The organism is Pseudolactococcus laudensis, assembly GCF_013449735.1.
GTDB lineage: Bacteria > Bacillota > Bacilli > Lactobacillales > Streptococcaceae > Pseudolactococcus > Pseudolactococcus laudensis.
Genome location: NZ_JACBNY010000015.1, coordinates 21,539 through 43,819, shown reverse-complemented (window position 1 = coordinate 43,819; position 22,281 = coordinate 21,539). Strand labels below are relative to the sequence as shown.

Here is a 22,281-nt window from a genome sequence, read left to right as displayed (position 1 = left end):
ATGCAATGCTTGTCATGAATAGACTGATAAAATTATTTTTTAATTTTCATCATGATAAAGCGTTATTTAATAGGTTTAGAGTGGCTATCAAACAACAAAAGGAGACCTCATTAATGAAGAACGAAAACCATTTTATGAGAAAAATGAGTAGCAAGCATTTGGTGACACTTTCATTAGGTGGTGTCATTGGCACTGGGATTTTTCTGAGTTCTGGCTATTTAATTCAGGAAGCAGGTGCGATTGGCACGATTATTGCTTATATGGTGGGTGGCGCTCTTGCGACGCTTGTCATGATGTGCCTAGGTGAACTATCAGTACAGCATCCCGATACGTCTTCACTACATATGTATGCATCAAAGTATATTCATCCTAGCGTTGGTTTTACTGTAGCTTGGCTGTATTGGTTGACTTGGACGGTTGCATTAGGCTCGCAATTTATCACCATGGGAATTACGCTGCAAAAGTGGTTCCCTCAGATGCCAATTTGGATTTGGTGCGCAATTTTTTCTGGCATAATTTTGCTCTTAAATGTTTTAGATGTCAAGATTTTCTCGGTCAGTGAGTTTTGGTTATCCTTAATTAAGGTTGTGGCGCTTGGTATATTTGTCATTCTAGGTATAACAGCTATCACAGGTGTACTGCCTGTTCATGCGAGCAGTGCCCCTCTATTTCACAATTTAACAGCTAATGGTCTCTTTCCACATGGCTTTGGTGCTGTTTTTATTGTGTTATTATCTGCAAATTTTGCCTTTAGTGGGACTGAGCTGATAGGGGTTGCTGCTGGTGAGACTAGCAATCCTGAGAAAAACATTCCTAAAGCCATTAAAAGAACTTTATTTTTATTAGTGACCCTATTCATCGGGACAATTGTTGTCATTGGTGCCTTGATTCCAGCTAACTCGAAAGCTCTGACTGAAAGTCCTTTTGTTATCATTTTACAAAACTTAGGGATTCCCTTTGCTAGTGATATCATGAACTTCATTATTTTTATCGCCATTCTTTCAGGCGCTAATTCTGGACTTTATGCTGCAAGCCGGATGCTTTGGTCGCTCGCAGAAGATGGCACCTTACCCAAAATATTTTCCCGACTGTCTAAGCACGGCCTACCAGTCAATGGTCTTATTTTAACACTTGCGGGTGGTTTACTGTCTTTATTCTCAAGTATCTATGCGGAGGATACGGTATATTTAGCACTCGTCTCCATTTCTGGTTTTGCTGTGGTAGCCGTCTGGTTGTCTATTGGTGTCAGTCAATTGCGTTTTAGACAAGTATTTATTAAGCAACATCAATTGACTGAACTCAAATATCGGACACCAGGTTATCCGCTTGTACCTTGGCTCGTCATTATCTTATGCTCAATTTCATTGATCGGTATCTATTTTGACCCCAATCAACGGATTGCCTTATATTTTGGCATCCCTTTTACAGTTTTAACAACTCTCGTTTATCAACTATTTTATCGGAAACAAAAAAGGAGCGCCTATGACATTTCAACAGTGGATTAATGAACAGGATGTCGTTATTCTTGATGGTTCCATGTCTCGTCTACTTGAAGAACAAGGACTTGAGATAAACCACCGCTTGTGGACAGCTTTGGCTCTAGTTGAGCAACCAGAGGCTATCTACCAGGTTCACAAACAGTACTTTGATGCAGGTGCTAACGTCGCGATTACCGCTAGTTATCAAGCAACGGTCAAGAGTTTTGCGGATGTCGGATATTCAGAAGAACAGGCCATTGACTTTATCAAGCACAGTGTCACCTTGGCGCAAAAGGCCAAGCAAGACAGCAAAGGCGACCAAACCAAGTGGCTTGCAGGCTCTGTCGGCCCTTATGGTGCTTATTTATCAGATGGTTCTGAATATACCGGTGCTTATCAACTCTCGTCTTCTGATATGAAGACCTTTCACGAAAGCCGCATCAAGACCTTGATTGCCTCGGGCGTGGATGTCCTAGCTATTGAGACTATCCCGAGATTGGATGAGCTGCGCGTGATTTTAGACATTGTTGCAGCCGTCAACTTTCCAGTCTGGGTAAGTGTCTCCTTAAAAGACACTGGGCATTTGGCAAATGGTGACAGCTTGTCGGACTTTCAGCAGCTTGTTGAGCAAGATCAGAACGTCATTGCCTATGGGATTAATTGTGTCAGCCCTCAGCTAGTGGCGCCAGTCATTGAAACCTTGTCTGTGGCAGCGACTAAACCGCTGGTCGCCTACCCGAATTCAGGTGCTATATTTGATGCTGTCACCAAAACGTGGTCAGAGGAAATTAGTGTCGAACAGGTCTTCTCCGCAGACGCTAGGTGCTGGCACCAAAAGGGTGTTAAGTTAATTGGTGGTTGCTGTTGTTCGACAGAACAGGACATTGCTCGATTAGCAAGAACATTTGGCCAAGCCAAATAGCATGAACGTACAGTGTCCAAATTGGGCGCTGTTTTTTGTTAGCGCACTAAAAAAGGCTGTGACGGTGAATCTCATACGATTTTATGATAAAATAGTAGGGAATACGCGTCTGATATGAGGTCGCTAGATAAACTGGATAGGAGTTACAATGGTAAAAAAACGTGAAGCAATCGATGAAAAATATAAATGGGATTTGACCACAATTTTCGAGACAGATGAGGCTTTTGAAGTGGAACTCGCTGATGTTTTAGCTGCGCTAGAGGATGCTAGAGCGTTAGCGGGTACTTTGACAGATTCTGCTGAAAATTTATTAGCAGTCACTGAAACAGAGTTAGCGCTCATGCAACGGGTAGAAAAGCTTTATGTCTATGCGTCAATGAAGAATGACCAGGATACAATGGTTAGCCTTTATCAAGAATACCAAGCTAAAGTGACGGCACTGTATGCTAAGTTCAGTGAAGTTTTTGCCTTTTATGAACCTGAGTTCATGACTTTGTCGCAGGAAACATTTGCCCAGTTTGTCATTGACCAACCTAAATTACAGACATATGGCCATTTTTTTGAGCAGCTATTTGACAGAAAAGCACATGTTTTGTCAAGTGCGGAAGAGGCATTGTTGGCAGGAGCATCAGAGATTTTTGGGGCGGGTGCTGAGACCTTTGAAATCTTGGATAACGCAGATATTGTTTTTCCAACGATTACGGATGCGCAAGGTCATGAAGTTCAGCTATCACATGGTAACTATATTTCATTCATGGAATCATCGAACCGCGACGTTAGAAAAGCAGCCTACCAAGCGCTTTATAGTATTTACGAACAGTATCAGCATACCTATGCTAAGACTTTACAAACCAATGTTAAAGTCCATAATTTTACAGCGAAGACGCGTCATTATCAGTCAGCGCGTGAGGCTGCTCTGTCTAGTAACCACATCCCAGAAGCGGTCTATGACACTTTAGTCCAAGCTGTCAATGACCACCTGCCTTTACTTCATCGCTATATTAACCTACGTGCTGATATCCTTAAAATTGATGACCTTAAAATGTATGATGTCTACGCACCCTTGTCAACGACGGATTATAAATTTACCTATGAAGAAGCAGTTGTTAAAACTCAGGAAACTCTTGCGATTTTTGGTTCAGATTATTTGGAAAAGGTTAAACGCAGCTTTAAAGAAAATTGGATTGATGTTCAAGAAAATAAAGGTAAACGTTCAGGTGCTTATTCAGGTGGTTCATACGATACCAATGCCTTTATGCTACTTAACTGGCAAGATACGCTAGATAATCTTTTTACCCTAGTGCACGAAATGGGCCATAGCATGCACAGTAGCTTTACCCGTGAAAGTCAACCCTATGTCTACGGTGATTACAGTATTTTCCTTGCTGAAATTGCGTCGACAACTAATGAAAACATCCTCACAGAAACTTTGCTCAATGACGTTGAAGATGAAGAGACGCGTTTCGCGGTGCTCAACCACTTTTTGGATGGCTTTAGAGGCACTGTATTTAGACAAACGCAGTTTGCCGAGTTCGAACATGCCATTCATGAGGCGGATGCTGCGGGAACTGTCTTAACCAGCGAGTTCTTGAATCAACTGTATGCTGAATTGAACGAAAAATATTATGGTTTAGCAGCTAGTAGCAATCCAGAAATTCAGTATGAGTGGGCAAGAATTCCGCATTTCTATTATAATTACTATGTTTTCCAATATGCGACAGGCTTTGCAGCTGCGTCTGCTTTAGCAGATAAAATCGTGAATGGTACTGAGCAAGATAAGACAGACTATTTAAATTACTTGCGTGCGGGTTCATCAGACTATCCACTAGATGTCATTGCAAAAGCAGGTGTTGATATGACGTCATCTGATTATCTTAATGCTGCCTTTGCAGTTTTTGAAAAACGGTTGACAGAATTAGAAGCATTGGTGGCGAAACATGGTTAAGAGTTACAATGAATATTCCAATCACAATATGCGCAGACCTATCGTCAAGCCTGAAATTGTTGCCTTGATGCGAGGGGAGCAAAAAGCTTTGACAGGCTTTTTAGCAGATGTTGAGGCTTTTGCGCACGCTGAAAATATTCCTGTTATTCCGCATGAAACGGTGGTTTACTTTCAATTTTTGTTACAGACACTGCAACCGAAAAAAATTCTAGAAATTGGGACAGCGATTGGCTTTTCTGCACTTTTAATGGCGCAAGCATCCCCTGATGCATCGATCACGACCATTGAGCGCAATCCTGAGATGGCGACTTTGGCGCGAGAAAACTTAGCCAAATATGATTCGGCTCAGCAAATCGAGGTAATTGAAGGCGATGCTATTGATGTATTGGCGAGCCTACCAGATGGCTATGATTTTGCTTTCATGGATTCGGCCAAGTCGAAATACATTGTTTTCTTACCTGAGATTTTGAATCGGTTGTCTGTTGGCGGCATTGTCTTGATTGATGATGTTTTTCAAGGTGGCGATGTGGCAAAACCTATCGAAGAGGTCAAGCGCAATCAGCGTGGCATCTATCGTGGTTTACATAAGCTATTTGATGCGAGCTTGACACATCCATATTTGACAGCTACTCTCGTGCCATTAGGTGATGGCCTTTTGATGATTCGAAAGAATGCTGAAAAGGTCGATTTAGTCTAATTTAAGGTTTCTATCAGAAATTGTGGTATAATGGTGGAGGTTGTTAAGGTTTGAGCCTTAACAAAAATGAAACAGTATCACCAGGATATGAAAGGTAAAATTATTTTGAATTTAAAGAAAATTGGTTTAATCGCTGCAACAGGAGTTGCTGCTGTAACACTTGCAGCTTGTGGTCAAGATGGTGCAAACTCTGACATCGTAACGATGAAAGGTGACACGATTCGTGTGTCTGACCTTTATAAAGAGGCAAAAGAATATCCGTCAACTGGCACAGCAACTTTGTTGCAAAACATGACCTTCAACAAAATTTTTGAAAAAGAATTTGGTAAGAAAGTCTCTGAAAAAGATGTGAACAAAGAGTTCGACACTCAAAAAGCATCACTTGGTTCAAACTTTGCAAGTGCTTTACAACAAGCTGGCTATACGGAAGCGTCTTATAAAGATTCTATCCGCTCACAACTTTTGTTAAAAGAAGTTGTAACAAGCAAAATCAAGTTCACAGATGCTGAATACAAGGCAGCATTTGAAACGTATCATCCAACAGTTGAGGCTTACATCTTACCAGAAACGACAGAAGATGCTGCTAAGAAATTAGTTGAAGATGCTAAAAATGATGCAGCTGCATTTGATAAAACTGCTAAAGAGAAGAATGCAGAGATGAAATTTGATTCATCTAATACGCAAATTCCAGAAGAAGTTAAAACTGCAGCGTTTAAGTTAAAAGATGGTGAAGTATCTGCTGAACCAATTGCTGTTACGAATACCCAAACAGGTACAAAATCTTTTTATGTAGTTAAAATGATTAAAAATGCTGATAAAGGTACTGACTGGAAAAAATATAAGACAGAGCTCAAAGAAATCATCACAACAAACAAGCAAAACGACGCGACATTTGTTAATGGTATCATTGCTGGTTACTTGAAAGACTATAACGTTAAAGTAAAACCAACTGAGTTTTCAAATATCTTTTCATCTTATGAGGCAGCTGTAACAAGTAGCTCATCATCTTCTAAATCAAAATAAAAATAATCAAGTGATACAGAGAGACAGCGGTGGTGAGAGTTGTCATACTTGGTAAGTGCTTATTATCCTTTTGTCCACAGGATAGAGGACAGCAGAGACTCCTGCTCTATCAAACAACTTGAGACGATACTTTATCGTGAATGAGGGTGGTACCGCGTTTAAGCGCCCCTTGCTTACGGTGGAGTATCTTCTTGATTTATTGTTAAAAACATCACATTCTTTGGGAGGTGTCGAGATGGTCCAGTATCAAATCAAACAAAATTTTTGGTCGCTTGGTGGTAAATTTAAGATTATAGATAACGCAGGTAACTTGGCTTATCTTGTTCAAGGGAGCTTTATGAAAATCCCAAAACAGTTTACCATTACAAAACCTGATGGGACATTAGTGTCTCGGATTAAAAAAGTAATGTTTCAGATTTTTCCTAAATTTGATGTGACTTTAGCAGCTGGCTCTCGTTTTCAGATAAGGAAAGAGTTTACGATTTTTAAACCCCGTTATCAAATTGAACATTTTGGTTTGGAAATTCAAGGGAATTTCTGGGATATGGACTTTGAACTTCAACATAATGGTGTGCCAGTGGCACAAATTTCACAAGAATGGTTTAAAATTAATTCAACTTACAATATCGATGTTTATGATGATAAATATGCGGATGCTGTCATCTCTTTAGTGATCGCTATTGATTATGTTAAAGCACAGCAAGCTGCAGCCTCATCGGCATCCTCTAGCAATTAAAAATAGAAAGAAAATATAACCTCACATGAAAAAAATGACATCACAAGAAGTACGCCAAATGTTCCTTGATTTCTTTAAATCAAAAGGACATACGATTGAACCGTCTGTTAGCTTAGTACCTGTCAATGATCCAACCTTGCTTTGGATTAACTCGGGTGTTGCGACACTTAAAAAATATTTCGATGGTTCAGTCATTCCTGAAAATCCGCGTATTACCAATGCGCAAAAAGCTATTCGGACTAACGATATTGAAAATGTTGGTAAGACTGCACGTCACCACACTATGTTTGAAATGTTAGGTAACTTTTCAATCGGTGATTATTTCCGTAAAGAGGCGATTGAATGGGGCTTTGAATTATTGACAAGTCCTGAGTGGTACGGTTTCCCAGTCGATAAACTTTACATGACTTATTATCCAGCAGACCAAGATTCTTATAACCGTTGGATTGAAGTTGGGGTGTCACCTGACCATTTGATTCCAATCGAAGATAACTTCTGGGAAATTGGTGCTGGCCCAAGTGGTCCGGACACTGAGATTTTCTTCGACCGTGGGGAAGACTTCGATCCTGAAAATATCGGGATTAAATTACTGGCTGAAGACATCGAAAATGACCGGTATATTGAAATCTGGAATATTGTTCTGAGTCAATTTAACGCAGATCCAAGTGTGCCACGTAGTGAATATAAAGAACTACCGCATAAAAATATTGATACGGGTATGGGACTTGAACGGATGGTTGCGGTCATTCAAGGAGCGCACACTAACTTTGAGACAGACTTGTTCATGCCGATTATCCGTCAAATTGAGCAATTGTCAGGTAAAACTTACGATCCTTACGGGGATAACATGAGCTTTAAGGTCATCGCTGACCACATTCGCTCACTTTCATTTGCTATTGGTGACGGGGCTTTGCCAGGTAACGAAGGCCGTGGTTATGTCTTGCGTCGTCTCCTACGTCGTGCCGTCATGCATGGTCGCAAACTTGGCATCACAGATACTTTCTTGTATAAACTCGTTAAAATCGTTGGTGAAATCATGCAATCTTACTATCCAGAAGTTTTGGAAAAACGTGAGTTCATCGAAAAAATTGTCAAACGTGAAGAGGAAACTTTTGCGCGGACGATTGATGCGGGTAGCAAACTCTTTGACGAAGTTATCGGTAAACTAAAAGCGGCAAACAAAACAACACTTGACGGTGCTGATATCTTCAAACTCTACGATACTTACGGTTTCCCAGTTGAACTGACAGAGGAGTTGGCAGAAGATGCTGGCTTCACCATCGACCATGCTGGCTTCGAAGCAGCCATGAAAGCCCAACAAGACCGTGCGCGTGCAGCAGTCATTAAAGGTGGCTCAATGAATAAACAGTCAGAAGTTTTGACTGCCCTAGAGGATCCATCAACTTTCTCTTATACAGAAAAAACGCTTGCGTCAAGACTGACTGCCATTGTCCAAGATGATCAGCGCGTGAAAACGGCTAAAGGAACAGCCCAAGTGATCTTTGCTGAAACACCGTTTTATGCTGAAATGGGTGGTCAGGTTGCTGACCACGGTGTGATTCAAGATGCAGCAGGTGAGGTTGTCGCGAACGTGACGGATGTGCAGAAAGCGCCGAACGGTCAGTCTTTGCATACGGTTGAGATCTTGACTGAACTCTTTGAAGGCGAAGTTTACACGCTTGCTATCGACCAAAAACGCCGCAACGGTGTGATCAAAAACCATACGGCAACTCACTTGCTTCATGCCGCCTTGCACAATATCTTGGGAGAACATGCGACACAAGCTGGCTCGCTCAATGAAGTCGACTTTTTACGTTTTGACTTTACGCATTTCGCAGCTGTGACAGCTGACGAGTTGGCTGAAATTGAACGTCAAGTCAATGAAGAAATATGGAACGCCATTGATGTCTTGACCGTTGAGACGGATGTTGCAACGGCTAAAGAAATGGGTGCTATGGCGCTCTTTGGCGAAAAATATGGTAAGGTTGTCCGTGTTGTGACGATTGGTGATTATTCAGTTGAGCTTTGTGGCGGTACGCACGTTGCCAACACAAGCGAAATCGGTTTGTTCAAGATTGTCAAAGAAGAAGGCATCGGTTCTGGTACGCGTCGTATCATGGCAGTTACTGGTCAACAAGCCTTTGAAGCTTTCAAAGCACAAGAAGCAATTTTGAAAGACGTGCAAGCCTTGGTGAAATCACCACAAGCTAGCCAAACAGTTGCTAAAGTTGAAAACTTGCAAGCTGAACTCAAGTCAGCTCAAAAAGAAGTTGAAAGCCTGTCAGCTAAAATCGCATCAGCCCAGTCTGACGAAATCTTCCAAAATGTACAAACGGCTAATGGCACAAGCTTTATTGCAGCCAAGGTCACAGCTACAGATGCAGGTGCTTTGCGTAATCTTGCAGATATTTGGAAACAAAAAAATAGCTCAGACGTTTTGGTGCTTGTTGCGCAAATCGGTGAGAAAGCAAATCTGTTAGTTGCAAGCCAAACAAGCGACATTAAAGCAGGTAATCTAGTTAAAGCACTAGCACCATTTATCGATGGCCGCGGTGGTGGTAAACCAGATATGGCCATGGCTGGTGGAACTAAACCAGCTGGTATTGCTGAATTACTTGAAAATGTAGGTGCTAATTTGTAAGTAGTATTTATTTTAAATAATGAGAAACAGTCGAAAGGCTGTTTTTTTGATGCCAATTTTTTAGTTACGCTCTAACTTGTTTTATTGGATGTAAAATCTATTTGCTGTTTTGCAAGCATTAATGTGGTACTTATTTATGAAAACGTTTTATTTATTTTTAAAAATCTATTGGCATTTAGATTAAAGCATGCTAATATGTAAATGAGGTGTATGGTGGTAATGACCAGTTGAGTGGTTGAATCGATTTAACTAGATTTAAGACCGTAAGTTTCTCGGGGGTGTTCAATAATATTAGATGATTTGAAAAGGAGGCAGATGGTATGATAGGGTGTATTTTAACTGGACATGGGGATTTTGCAAGGGGACTTGGTGGTGCACTCGAAATGATTGCAGGACAGCAAGAAAATTTTAAAACTGTTTGTTTTTTGGAAGAAAAGTCTTTGGAAGTGTTTGCTGATGATATGCGAAATGCCATATCAAAATGACGTCAAAAATGCACTTGTGTTATTATTTTCTCGGATTTATTAGGTGGGACGCCATTTCGGACGGCGATGTTAGAAGCACAGGACTTTGATGATGTCGAAGTTATGGCGGGTACTAATTTACCTTTGTTGTTAGAGTCAATGGTACTACGTTATTCTGCTGAAAGTTTAGCTGATTTTATTGAGCTAGCTCTGGAAGCTGGAAAAACTGGCTTAGTTCATGCGCAATTACCACAAGAAACTGAGGCACAGGCGTTTGACGAAGAAGAAGGGATTTAGTTATGTGGGAATCAATTTTTGCATCATCAATCACTTTAATTGGTTTTATTGTCGCATTTATCATCATCTATTACTTGTTCAGTTTCACAAAAATGAAAAAGCAAAAAAAATATTTTGCAGATTTACACACTGGATTGGCTGAAGGTCAAAAAGTACAATTATCTAATGGTATTTTCGGAACGGTAAGAACGGTTGGAAAGGAAATGGATTATAACATTTTACAAATTTTACTCATTTTTCTAATCACATTCATTGCAGCGATTGATCAGTTCAGTTTCTTGGAATCTTTATACCAACCGATCGTCACTGGTATGGTTGTTGGTTTAATTCTGGGTGACTTGCAAACAGGGCTGATTGTCGGTGGGACATATCAATTGATGACCATTGGTAATATGCCAGTTGGGGGAGCTCAACCACCTAATGCTGTTATCGGTGGGATTATGGCTGCAGTGCTTGCGATTACCTTGAAATTGGAGCCGACTGTTGCGGTAGCGACAGCGATTCCATTCTCGCTATTAGGTCAGTATGCCGTGACGTTACTTTTCTCTTTGATGTCACCAGTTATGTCAATTGCAGACCGTTATGCACATGAAGGTAATACAACAGGTATCGATAAAATCAATTATCTTGCTATGGCAGCAATTGGTGCGTCATTTGGTCTTGTTGTCACACTATTTTTCATCGGTGGCGCCACTTTTGGACAACAAGTAGTTGATACAATTCCTAAATGGTTGATGGGCGGTCTTGGTGCCGCTGGTGGTATGATGCGTTATGTTGGTTTTGCAATATTGTTAAAAGTAATGGTTTCAAAAGAGATGTGGGGATTCTATTTCATGGGATTCGGTTTAGCGACAATTGTCATGGCTGCCCCAAGTTTATCAGGTCCAGCACTCATTATCTTAGCATTTATCGGCTTTGCGATTGCTTTCTGGGACTATCAAATTCAAGCAAAATTCAAATTAACAACAGGTACTCATAGTGATTTTGGAGGTGAAGAAGATGGCATATAACATTCCAGATAATTATCAAAATTTAACACCCTCTGAACCATTGGATAAAAAAACATTAAATAAAATGGTTTGGCGCTCTTTATTCTTGCAAGCCTCTTTCAACTATGAAAGAATGCAAGCAGCCGGTTGGTTATATGGTATCTTACCAGGGCTGAAAAAAATTCACAAAGACAATAAAGATGACCTTGCAGCATCTATGAGCCATAACTTGGAGTTCTTTAATACACATCCGTTCTTGGTTACCTTTGTAATGGGGATTATCCTTTCATTAGAACAAAATAAAACAGATATTCCAACAATCCGTGCTGTCCGTGTTGCAGCTATGGGACCTCTAGGCGGTATCGGGGATGCTCTCTTCTGGTTTACTTTGGTACCAATTACAGCTGGTATCACATCAAATATGGCGATTGATGGTAACATAGCAGGACCCTTCATCTTCCTACTGGTATTTAATATCGCACAATTTGCCATTCGTTGGTATCTGATGCACTGGTCCTATAAGTTAGGGACAAATGCCATTTCAGTTTTGACGGAAAATGCAAAAGAATTTACACGTGCTGCTAGTATTTTGGGAATTTTCATCGTTGGGTCATTAACTTGTGTGTATGGGTCTACAAAATTAGGTCTAGAAATTCCGAATGGGACAACGAATGAAGCCACTGCCATTACGACGGTAGTCAGCAAAGAGGGTCTTGAAAGATATGGCGACAAACTCTATGTTGATGGAGATGAGGCAACTTTCCAAGAAGGTTCATCAGTTAAAGATTTAGGTACAGGTGATTATCAAATTACTTATAATAAGTATGATAAAGTTCCTGTCAATATCAATATTCAAAACATTTTGGATGGTATTTTACCACAAATCATTCCATTGGCATTGACTTTGTTGTTGTATCTCTTGATGGCTAAGAAGAATTTCACGCCACTTAAATGTATTGGCTTGCTGCTTATTCTAGGCTTGTTAGGTTCAGGTTTAGGTATCTGGCCAACAATCTGGCCACAATAAAGACTAGCAATAGATCAAACTGCTCAACAACTGTCAAGTAGTTGCCTAAGCTAACTATGTCATCTGAAGGTTAAACATTTCGAAAATTCACCCTTTATCTTTTTATCTTTGAAGTAGAATATAGTATAATCTTCTTAGTGGTAATAACCACATACAAGGAGGAAGAAATGGTTACGACAAGTAGAAAGAGACCACTATATGATCAATTGGTTGATTTGCTAAAAGGAAAAATAGAAAATGAGCTTGAACCTGATTCTATGCTCCCGTCAGAACGGGAGTTGGTCGAGCAGTACGGTGTGAGTCGAACGACTGTTCGACAAGCCCTACAAGAATTAGAGCAGATGAACTATATTTATCGTCGTCATGGTAAAGGAACATTTGTTTCTGATTTACGAAATCATGCGACAAATTTATCAGGGGCTTATAGTTTTACAGATCAGATGAAATCCTTAGGGAAAAATCCCGAAACGAAAATTTTATTATATCGTGTGGTTGAGGCCAAGAAATATTTCGCGGATAAACTCAATGTTGCTTTAGGTGACAAACTGATTAAAATCAAACGTTTAAGGCTTGCCGATGGTGTGCCGATGATGTTAGAGAGAACTTATCTACCTTTGAAACTGTTCTTATCATTGACTGAGGAACACTTGGCAGAAAAACCGCTCTATGATATTTTTTCAGAAGATTATGGTCAAGTTGTGAAAATGGCGGAAGAAGAATTTTATGCAGGTGTTGCAAGGATTAACGATAGTGAATATTTAGATATCCATGAAGGAACACCAGTTTTAAATCTCGTTAGAACAACCTATAATGCTAAAAATGAAATTATAGAATACACCTTGAGTGTCGCGAGAGGAGACCAATTCAAGTATAAAACTGTTCATCTTCGCCCTTAATCAAAAAGAGACACACAAGTTTGACACTGAAACTGTTGAACTTGACATAGTTAAATTTAGCACGCCTATCTAAAAGATGTGGCGTGTGATACATAGCTTAATTTTATGCTATGGTACCCAAGTCAAAGGCGTTAATGAGTATGACGCGCAATAAATAACCTTGTTCATAACTTGCGCATCAGTCGTACATTTTAAGGAGGAAAAAATGTTTAATTACGCAACAAAAGAGTTAGAAAAGTTAGGTGCTATCCATACAACACTCGAAATTAAGCAACAACCCAAAGTGTGGCTAGAGGCTTTTGACAATTATATGTCATACAAAAAAGAGATTGATGCATTCTTAGCTCAAGTTAAGTCAGAAACGAGAGATAGAGTAAGAGTTATCTTTACTGGTGCAGGAACGTCATGCTATGTTGGTGATACTGTCACACCTTATTTGAATCAGCATGGAGATTCTGGTTTTATTTATGAAAGTGTTGCAACGACAGATATTGTTGGTAGTCCTTTAGATTATCTACGGCCTGACGATTGGACAATTTTAGTCTCGTTTGCTAGAAGTGGGAATAGTCCTGAAAGTGTCGCAGCGGTTGAGATTGCTAATCAAGTTGTTAAAAATATTCGTCATATTTCGATTACTTGTGTCCAAGACGGTTTGCTTGCGAAAGCCGCTGAAAATGATGCCAATCATTTATTGTTATTGCAACCAGAAAAGTCACTCGATTTAGGTTTTGCCATGACGAGTAGTTTTAGTTGTATAATGCTAACAGCACTGCTTGTTTTCGATGTTGCAAGTGATAGTGACAAAAGAATTTATGTCAAGACAATGGCAAAAATAGCTGCGGATATGATTAATCGTGAGTGTGAGATTGCAGATATTATCAACCGTGATTTTAATCGAATTATCTATTTGGGAACAGGTGCTTTAGCTGGATTGACACGTGAGGCACAGTTAAAAGTATTGGAGTTGACTGCTGGACAGGTTGCGACAATCTTTGACTCCTCTTTAGGTTTTCGACATGGACCAAAGTCATTTATTAATGATAAAACGTTGGTCTTTAATTTTGTTAATAATGATGATTACGCCAGACAGTATGATATTGATATCTTAAATGAAATGAAACAAGATGGTATTGCTAACTCCGTGATTACCATTGCACAACCTAAAGTTGGTCAAGACTTTGATGGTGAAACCATTGAATTTGAAAAGGGCTTACCTCTTTTGCCAGAAGCTTATAGTGCTTTTCCTTGTATTGTAGTTGCGCAAATAGTGTCTGTGTTGACATCACTTAAAGTGGGCAATACACCAGATACACCTTCAGCAACTGGTACTGTAAACCGTGTTGTACAAGGTGTCACGATTCATGCGTTTGATAAGTAAAGTGGGAGATTAAAATGAGTCAATATTATCTACATGCCGATAAATTCTTCTTGCCAAACTCGGTTGAGATAGGGGGATATCTAGCAGTTGAAGATGGCATATTTGGTGCCTATACCAAAGAAAAACCAGTTGGAGACATTCTTGACTATTCTGGTAAGTGGATAGCTCCAGGATTAGTGGATACACATATTCATGGTTATAACGGTCATGATGTCATGGACCACGATGTGGTAGGACTTGAAGAAATTTCTAAAGGTCTGCTAAGTTGTGGTGTCACAAGCTTTCTGCCGAGTACCTTAACATCAACGGTTGAGACGTTGAACGAGGTGTGTGATACAATCGGGCAGTATCACAAAAAAGTAACAGGAGCGAAAATTCAAGGGATTTTCTTTGAGGGCCCTTTCTTTACTGAAAAACATAAAGGGGCTCAAAATCCAAGCTATTTCACAGACCCAGATTTGGCTGTCTTTAAAAAATGGCAAGAGTTATCTGGTGGTTTGATTAAAAAAATCGCAATTGCACCAGAAAGAGAAGGTGCTGCAGAATTTACGGCAGCTCTTGCAAATGAAGGAGTCGTTGTCGCTTTAGGTCATAGTGATGCGACTTACAATCAAGCCAAAGCATCAGTTGAGGCAGGTGCTACAGTTTTTATTCATACTTACAATGGTATGAGTGGTTTGAATCACCGGGAACCTGGGATGGTTGGTGCGGCAATGACGACTGTTGGCACAGTAGCAGAGTTAATTTGTGATGGTCATCATGTTCATCCGATTGCTGCTAAGGCATTGATTCAGGCGAAAACACCTGATAACGTCGCCTTAATTACAGACTGTATGCGTGCGGGTGGCATGCCAGATGGAGATTATTTCCTAGGTGAATTTCCAGTCATCGTTAAGGATGGCGCAGCGCGTTTGAAAAATGGTGGCAGTTTAGCAGGCAGCATCTTACGATTATTTGAAGGCGTTAAAAATGTCGTCGATTGGGACTTGGCAACGGTATCTGAGGCGATATAAATGGCAACAGAAGTTCCGGCGAGGAGTTGTCATATTGACCATGTCTGTGGCAGTATCCGTTTAGGTCGAGCAGCTGATTTCATTGTTTTGTCGGATAAACTTGAGTTAGAAGAGACTTATTTAGATGGTGTATCTGTCTATAAAAAGTGAAAGGAGCGTGATAAATGATTGTTACAATCACGATGAATCCAGCCGTTGACATCTCTTATCCATTGACGGAATTTAAAGTTGATACATTTAATCGCTGCGACATTGCCCGTAAAACAGCAGGTGGTAAAGGACTAAATGTCAGTCGTGTCTTACATCAACTAGATGACCCACTTGTGGCTGCAGGTCTAGTTGGCGGTGCGCTAGGTGAGTTTATCAAAGAAAATCTTGCAGCAGCAGGTATGCGTTTTGCTTTTTCAGAAATATCTGAGGCAACTAGAAATTGCGTTGCAATTTTGCATGATGGTAAGCAGACTGAAATTTTAGAAAGTGGACCAACAGTATCTGAATCTGAATTAGTAACTTTTTATCAGGCGTTAAACGACCTATTTAAAGAGGCGACTGTCATCTCTATTTCTGGCTCGCTACCAAAAGGTGCACCGACTGATTTTTATAATCAAGTTCTAGATTTAGCTAAACTAAAACAGATACCAGTTGTGTTGGATACATCAGGCGACTCGCTATTAGCAGCGGTGCAGCATGATAATAAGCCTTTTCTAAACAAACCAAATGCAGAGGAAGTTGCAGGTCTCTTAGGTATTTCAGAAATTAAGAATGTGACTGAATTGAAGACGAGTTTACAGTCTGAGCTCTTGTGTGATATACCAGTCATTGTTGTTTCTTTAAGTTCTGACGGGGCTTTAGTCAAGGCAGAAGAAAAAATTTATAAGGTCGATATTCCAAAAATTGAGGTTACAAATCCTGTTGGCTCTGGTGATGCAACCGTTGCAGGATTAGTTTCCGGCATTTACCGCGGGCAACCTCTAACGGATTATTTGAAAAAAGCGATGGTTTTGGGGATGTTAAATGCGCAAGAAGAAACGACTGGTCATGTCAATTTGGCGCATTATGATGATTTTTATCGTCAGATAAGGGTTTATGAAGTTTAGTAAAAAAGGAGAATAGGGCATGTTAGTAACGAGTAAAGAAATGATTCTGAAGGCTCAAGCGGGGAATTATGCAGTTGGTGCTTTTAATATTGAGAATATGGAAATGGCGATGGCAGCTGTAAAGGCGGCTGAGAGTTTGAAGTCGCCAATTATCTTGCAGACGACACCGGGAACGGTTGAATATGCGACTTTGGAATTGTATTTTGCCAATGAGAAAGCGATTGCGGATAAGGCAAAAGTACCAGTTGCGATTCATTTAGACCATGGCTCAAGTTTTGAGCTTGCCATGCAAGCACTGCATGCAGGTTATACTTCTATTATGATTGATGGTAGTCATCTGCCATTTGATGAAAATGTAGCAGTTAGTCGACGTGTTGTTGATGCTTGTCATCCAAATGATATTCCGGTTGAAGCAGAACTTGGCAAAGTTGGCGGTAAAGAAGATAAGCTAGATGGTGGTACGAATAATCCTTATACTGAACCTGCTGAGGCGAAAGAATTTGTGGCACAAACAGATGTAGATTTTCTGGCTATTGCAGTTGGTACGATTCATGGCATCTATAAAGGTGAACCAAAGATTGATATGGCACGTCTTAGCGAAATTCGTCAGGTTGTTTCAATTCCGCTTGTTTTACACGGTACGTCTGGTGTACCAGATGAACAAGTTAGGGAAGCAATTAAGCGGGGGATTTGTAAAGTCAATTATGCGACAGACTTACGCATTGCCTATACGAAAGGTGCTCGGGCTAACCTGACTGATGATAAGGTCATTGACCCTAAGAAATACGGTCAAGCTGGTATGAAAGAGGTTTGTGATTTGGTCGCAGCTAAAATTAAAGTTGTGGGCAGTGATAACAAGGCTTAAACCATGTGATGAAAGGAAGACAACGATGATGTTGACAATTGAAAAAAATGAAAGGATTGTTTATGACGGATTTGAAGGCGCAAAAAAACAAGCGATTATCAAAGTGGTCAAACAATCCAAAGTTATTGTCAAGTCAATGATGTCATCTAGACACCTCATCACTTAAATTCAAAACAGTCAATCAAGTAGCTGGGGAGCACTGAAACTGTGATGAAAAGAAACGTTAACTTTTGATTGCGAACACACGAAAATAATTGCCTGCAAGTCAATTATACTATAATTTTACAAGATTAATCCTAGAGGGATGAATAGAAGATGGTTATAGTTCAGTAGACTTTTAAATCATTTGTAATACTTTCAAAATAGTCATGTTTTTATGGCTGTTTTTTGTATGTTAACAAACCTTAAAAATCATCAGCAACCATTTTCCTGTAAGAAACTCAAGAGGACGTGATTCGTTTCATCGGGGCTTTCAGCGTAAGGTAAGTGGCCTGCACCTTTAGCTAGAAAGCTTTGCGCGTGTTGGGCGGTCTCAACATAATAGGTCGTTAATTGCGTTGGGAAAAGTGGCGATAGCTCGCCTGAAATAAATAAAATCGGGCGTGTGGTTTGCTTGAGCACGTCTCGGTAATCCTTAGTTAGTAGGTCAAGCAATAAAGGCTCGGTTTGCTCAAATTTAAAAACTTGATTGCCTCGCATCATCTTGCGCAATAAATCTGTATCGATTTTCTTTTTAATCAATGAGAGACTCGCCAAAGTCGTATTGGCCTCAGTAATCGTCTGCCAAGTCAAGCCATACATACCAAGGTGCCAGTCAGGTGTATTAATCGGTTTCGGGCTGCTATCTATAAAAGTTACGCTCTTGACGTCACGGTCACCAAATAAACTAATGTACTCAAAAGCAACCCCACACCCCATGGAGTGGCTGATGATATGGTAACTTTCAAGTCCAAGTAAGTCAACCATTTCTTTGATATCTTTTGCTTGGCGACTAATCCGCAGACCAGAAATCACATCGGCATTTTTGCCGTGCCCTCGTTTATCAAGATGAAGACATCTAAAACCACTCTGACTCAAAAAATCCGTTTGCGCAGACCAACTGTATTCATGCCCAGAATAACCCGCGATAAAAATAATCGGTATCCCCTCGCCAACGCTTGAAAACTCTAGGGTTACACCATCACTTGTCTTAAAATTCAATTCGATTTCCGCCTTATATTTAGTCGTATATCCATTATAAACAAAAAGGTTGATTAATTTCCAGTCAAATTAGTTGAAAAATTAATGAAAACATTGAATAATAGAACATGGAAAGCGATTTCAAATCATCATTTGGTATCATGCTGAAAAGCTCCGATAGAGCGAAGTTATTAACTCATACAAGAGAAGATGACAGATGCTCTGCAAATGTATTTGAAGTCAAAATAATTAGGGGGATTAGTTAATGCGATATTTTGTAAATAAAAACAGGACTGCACCATTTAACATTGCAATGGATGAATGGTTGCTGACTCATTTAAAACCTGAGTCGCCTGTTTTTACTTTATGGCAAAATAACAATGCAGTCATCGTTGGTAAACATCAAAATACCTATGAAGAAGTCAACGAAGCCGTTGTCAAAGAAAAAGACATTGAAGTCATCCGCCGTGTTACAGGCGGAGGTGCTGTTTACCATGATTTGGGGAATTTAAATTTCACCTTTATCATTCCGGTTGCACGGCCAGAAGATGTGGATTGGAAAGTTTTCGTCCAACCGGTTGTAGATGCCCTTCACAAATTAGGCATTCCAGTCGAGATTACCGGTCGTAACGACTTGGTCTTAGACGGTAAAAAAATCAGCGGCAATGCGCAACGTTATCAAGACGGTTACTTAATGCATCATGGCACACTCATGTTTGATGTGGATGTTGAAACCATGGTGCGTGTCTTGAACGTGAGCGATGAAAAATTCATCTCGAAAGCTGTTAAAAGTGTTAGAAGTCGTGTCGGCAGTATCAAACAATACGCGCCAGACTTAACATTAGAAGATTTTCAAGCAGCATTGACAGATGAATTGAGCCGCAATGGTCAAGACCAACCGATTCAATTAACTGAAACACAATTAAACGAAATCAAAACGCTAGAAAAAGAAAAATTCTCAACTTGGGAATGGAACTACGGTGAAAGTCCTGCTTTTAACTACCATGCACATGAAAAATTTGCAGGTGGTATCTTAGACATTAAAGCAGACATTGTCCAAGGGATCATTCAAGATATTCACTTTGGTGGTGATTTCTTGGGTGTGGAAGATATCGAGAGATTGATCCCACAACTCATCGGTGTGCCATTTGAAGAAGCAACCATTCGAGATATTTTGGTTCAAAATCAAGATAAAAAATATTTCGGTACGATTTCAAATGACGAAGTGCTGTCACTCATCAACGACTGATAGCTACAACACGCAAGTACTATATTATAGGAGGCAAAGAATGACGAGTCAAGCATTAGAAATTTTAAATTTCGAACAACAATTGCAAGTACAAGATGATAGCTTTAAAGAATTAAGCGTCTTGGATAAAGACGGAAATATCATCGACGAAGCTGGATTTGAAGCAGCTGAATTATCAGATGACAAATTGGTTGAACTCATGAAACGCATGATCAAACAATTGGTCCTCAATGAACGTAGTGTCAAGTTAGCCAAACAAGGTCGACTTGGTTTTGTGGCACCTACACGTGGTCAAGAAGCCAGTCAAACAGCGACAAGTTTCGCCTTTAACGATGCCGATTACTTGATGCCAGGTTACCGTGATATTCCCCAAATGATCCACAAAGGTTTTCCAATCTATAAAGCCTTTCTCTGGAGCCGTGGGCATCACGAAGGTAACTTGATGGAAGGGATCAACACTTGGTTCCCACAAATCATCATTGGTGCACAATTCGTTGAAGCAGCAGGTATCGGTCTTGGCATGAAAAAACGTCAACTGGATGCTTGTGCCTACACTTATACAGGTGATGGTGGTTCATCACAAGGTGACACCTATGAAGGGATGAATATTGCGGGTGCTTTTAAAGCAAATGCAGTCTTTATCATCCAAAATAATGGCTATGCCATTTCAACACCACGTAAAGTTCAAACAGCAGCAACACACTTAGCCTCTAAAGGTTGGGGTGCAGGGATTCCAAGTATCGTCGTTGACGGGATGGATGCCATTGCTTGTTACCTCGCGGCTAAAAAAGCGCGTGAATGGACAGTAGCTGGAAATGGTCCTGTTCTTATTGAAACGATGACTGACCGTCTTGAACCACATTCAATGAGTGGTGACGATCCTTTACGTTATCGGACAAAAGAATCTATCGAAGAATGGCAAAAACTTGAGCCACTCATCCGCATGCGTATCTTCCTAGAAAACAAAAATCTCTGGAACGAAGCGATTGAGTCAGAGTACAAAGAAGAAGTGAATGCAGAAATCGACGACGCTGTGAAAAAAGCTGATAATGTTCAAAAACAAAAAGTGTCAGAATTTATCGAAACTACATTTGAGCAACCAGGTTTTGTACAAGCAGAACAAATCGAAAAATTCAGAGAGGCGGGCAAATAAATGGCAGTCAAAACTTATATCGCAGCGATTACAGAAGCATTAGATTTAGCACTTGAAAAAGATGAAAATGTCCTCATTTTTGGCGAAGATGTCGGTAAAAATGGTGGTGTTTTCCGAGCAACAGATGGTTTAAACCAAAAGTATGGAGACGAACGCGTCTTTGATACACCCTTGGCTGAAAGTGCCATCGGAGGTTTGGCTATTGGTTTGACAACACAAAACTTCCGCCCAATTATGGAAATCCAATTCTTCGGTTTCATCTTTGAAGTCATGGATTCACTTTCAGGTCAAATGGCACGAAATCGTTTCCGTTTCCACGGTACTCGTGAGTTTCCAATTGTTGTCCGTGCGCCTTATGGTGGTGGAACACACACGCCAGAAATGCACGCGGATAACTTGGAAGGCTTGATGGCTCAAACGCCAGGATTGCGTGTTGTCATGCCAAGTAACCCGGCAGATGCTAAAGGTCTCTTGCTATCAGCGATTGAATCCAATGACCCAGTCGTTTACCTAGAAAACCTCAAACTTTATCGTTCAATCAAAGGCGAAGTGCCAGAGGGCTACTACACAACGCCTTTAGATAAAGCAGCAGTTGCTAAAGCAGGTGAAGACATCTCCATTATTACCTATGGTGGTTTGGTACCGGTTTGTTTGAAAGCAGCAGAAATGCTTGAAAAAGAAGGCATCAATGCGGAAGTTATCGACTTGCGGACAGTAAGCCCGTTGGATATCGAGACGATCGGCAAATCAGTTGAGAAGACTGGCCGTGTTGTTGTGGCGCAGGAAGCACAACGTCAAGCGGGAATTGGCAGTGCTGTCATGGCAGAAATTTCTGAGCGTTTCATCATGAGCTTGGAAGCGCCAATCGGTCGCGTTTCAGCACCAGATAGTGTTTATCCTTTCGGTGCAGCTGAAAATGACTGGTTGCCACAAGTTGATGACGTGATTAACTCAGTTAAAAATGTTTTATCTTACGAGTAAAGAAAAAAGGTGTTAAACCGCGTTTAGCGCCGTATGAAAATAGGCAATCACATGGGTCGGCGTTTAGGGCGGTTCTGTAATTGATCTTTTTCACTAGGCGTTGCGGTTTATAAACTAGATTAGAAAAAAGGTGTTAAACCGCGTTTAGCGCCGTATGAAAATAGGCAATCACATGGTTCGGCGTTTAGGGCGGTTCTGTGATTGATCTTTTTCACTAGGCGTTGCGGTTTATAAACTAGATTAGAAAAAAG

18 protein-coding genes and 2 pseudogenes are annotated in these 22,281 nt (G+C 40.4%); 19 read left to right on the top strand and 1 reads right to left on the bottom strand.

The window, feature by feature from the left end; translation table 11 throughout:
- Positions 1-113 precede the first annotated feature (113 nt).
- From HZR21_RS08355 to HZR21_RS08275, 16 genes and pseudogenes are all read left to right on the top strand, one after another.
- A complete protein-coding gene (locus HZR21_RS08355; RefSeq protein WP_180747258.1) occupies positions 114-1,505 on the top strand; it encodes an amino acid permease in 1,392 nt (463 codons plus the stop codon).
- Positions 1,483-2,400 (top strand): homocysteine S-methyltransferase, encoded by a 918-nt coding sequence (gene mmuM, locus HZR21_RS08350; protein ID WP_180747257.1) that lies wholly within the window; start codon positions 1,483-1,485, stop codon positions 2,398-2,400. The genes HZR21_RS08355 and mmuM overlap by 23 nt, the downstream gene beginning before the upstream one ends.
- A gap of 148 nt (positions 2,401-2,548) precedes the next feature.
- On the top strand, positions 2,549-4,345 hold the full coding sequence (pepF, locus tag HZR21_RS08345) for an oligoendopeptidase F (RefSeq protein ID WP_180747256.1): 1,797 nt from the start codon (positions 2,549-2,551) through the stop codon (positions 4,343-4,345).
- Complete coding sequence (locus HZR21_RS08340) at positions 4,338-5,042, top strand: O-methyltransferase (RefSeq protein WP_180747255.1); 705 nt, start codon at positions 4,338-4,340, stop codon at positions 5,040-5,042. Before pepF ends, HZR21_RS08340 begins: the two co-directional genes overlap by 8 nt.
- A 105-nt stretch (positions 5,043-5,147) precedes the next feature.
- Positions 5,148-6,065: a peptidylprolyl isomerase PrsA gene (locus HZR21_RS08335; protein ID WP_180747254.1), complete on the top strand. Its 918-nt coding sequence runs from the start codon at positions 5,148-5,150 to the stop codon at positions 6,063-6,065.
- A gap of 235 nt (positions 6,066-6,300) precedes the next feature.
- On the top strand, positions 6,301-6,801 hold the full coding sequence (locus tag HZR21_RS08330; protein ID WP_180747253.1) for an LURP-one-related/scramblase family protein: 501 nt from the start codon (positions 6,301-6,303) through the stop codon (positions 6,799-6,801).
- Between the two features lie 25 nt (positions 6,802-6,826).
- A complete protein-coding gene (gene alaS / locus HZR21_RS08325; protein WP_180747252.1) occupies positions 6,827-9,442 on the top strand; it encodes an alanine--tRNA ligase in 2,616 nt (871 codons plus the stop codon).
- Between the two features lie 320 nt (positions 9,443-9,762).
- Positions 9,763-10,203, top strand: a pseudogene (locus HZR21_RS08315) (PTS sugar transporter subunit IIA domain-containing protein).
- A gap of 2 nt (positions 10,204-10,205) precedes the next feature.
- Positions 10,206-11,213 carry a PTS sugar transporter subunit IIC gene (locus tag HZR21_RS08310; protein ID WP_180747250.1) on the top strand — a complete coding sequence of 336 codons (1,008 nt, stop codon included), beginning with the start codon at positions 10,206-10,208 and terminating at the stop codon, positions 11,211-11,213.
- Positions 11,203-12,219 (top strand): PTS system mannose/fructose/sorbose family transporter subunit IID, encoded by a 1,017-nt coding sequence (locus HZR21_RS08305; protein ID WP_180747249.1) that lies wholly within the window; start codon positions 11,203-11,205, stop codon positions 12,217-12,219. Before HZR21_RS08310 ends, HZR21_RS08305 begins: the two co-directional genes overlap by 11 nt.
- 167 nt (positions 12,220-12,386) lie before the next feature.
- Positions 12,387-13,115: a GntR family transcriptional regulator gene (locus HZR21_RS08300; protein ID WP_180747248.1), complete on the top strand. Its 729-nt coding sequence runs from the start codon at positions 12,387-12,389 to the stop codon at positions 13,113-13,115.
- Positions 13,116-13,320: 205 nt separating this feature from the next.
- Positions 13,321-14,493 carry an SIS domain-containing protein gene (locus HZR21_RS08295; RefSeq protein ID WP_180747247.1) on the top strand — a complete coding sequence of 391 codons (1,173 nt, stop codon included), beginning with the start codon at positions 13,321-13,323 and terminating at the stop codon, positions 14,491-14,493.
- Between the two features lie 14 nt (positions 14,494-14,507).
- Positions 14,508-15,656 (top strand): annotated as a pseudogene (gene nagA / locus HZR21_RS08290) (N-acetylglucosamine-6-phosphate deacetylase).
- Between the two features lie 14 nt (positions 15,657-15,670).
- Positions 15,671-16,603: a hexose kinase gene (locus HZR21_RS08285; RefSeq protein ID WP_180747246.1), complete on the top strand. Its 933-nt coding sequence runs from the start codon at positions 15,671-15,673 to the stop codon at positions 16,601-16,603.
- Between the two features lie 19 nt (positions 16,604-16,622).
- Positions 16,623-17,468 carry a class II fructose-bisphosphate aldolase gene (locus tag HZR21_RS08280; RefSeq protein ID WP_180747245.1) on the top strand — a complete coding sequence of 282 codons (846 nt, stop codon included), beginning with the start codon at positions 16,623-16,625 and terminating at the stop codon, positions 17,466-17,468.
- Between the two features lie 25 nt (positions 17,469-17,493).
- Positions 17,494-17,634: a hypothetical protein gene (locus HZR21_RS08275; RefSeq protein WP_180747244.1), complete on the top strand. Its 141-nt coding sequence runs from the start codon at positions 17,494-17,496 to the stop codon at positions 17,632-17,634.
- 248 nt (positions 17,635-17,882) lie between these two features.
- Here HZR21_RS08275 and HZR21_RS08270 read toward each other — a convergent pair whose 3' ends face one another.
- The gene (locus HZR21_RS08270; RefSeq protein WP_180747243.1) at positions 17,883-18,668 is read right to left on the bottom strand and encodes an alpha/beta fold hydrolase; all 786 of its coding nucleotides are present in this window, start codon (positions 18,666-18,668) and stop codon (positions 17,883-17,885) included.
- Between the two features lie 244 nt (positions 18,669-18,912).
- Here HZR21_RS08270 and lplA point away from each other — a divergent pair, with 244 nt between their 5' ends.
- The 3 genes from lplA to HZR21_RS08255 are packed head-to-tail and all read left to right on the top strand — an operon-like array spanning position 18,913 to position 22,030.
- On the top strand, positions 18,913-19,896 hold the full coding sequence (gene lplA / locus HZR21_RS08265) for a lipoate--protein ligase (protein WP_180747242.1): 984 nt from the start codon (positions 18,913-18,915) through the stop codon (positions 19,894-19,896).
- Between the two features lie 40 nt (positions 19,897-19,936).
- Positions 19,937-21,049: a thiamine pyrophosphate-dependent enzyme gene (locus HZR21_RS08260; RefSeq protein WP_004260998.1), complete on the top strand. Its 1,113-nt coding sequence runs from the start codon at positions 19,937-19,939 to the stop codon at positions 21,047-21,049.
- Positions 21,050-22,030, top strand: a complete 981-nt coding sequence (locus HZR21_RS08255; RefSeq protein WP_004260996.1) for an alpha-ketoacid dehydrogenase subunit beta — start codon at positions 21,050-21,052, stop codon at positions 22,028-22,030.
- The last annotated feature ends 251 nt before the right edge of the window (positions 22,031-22,281 follow it).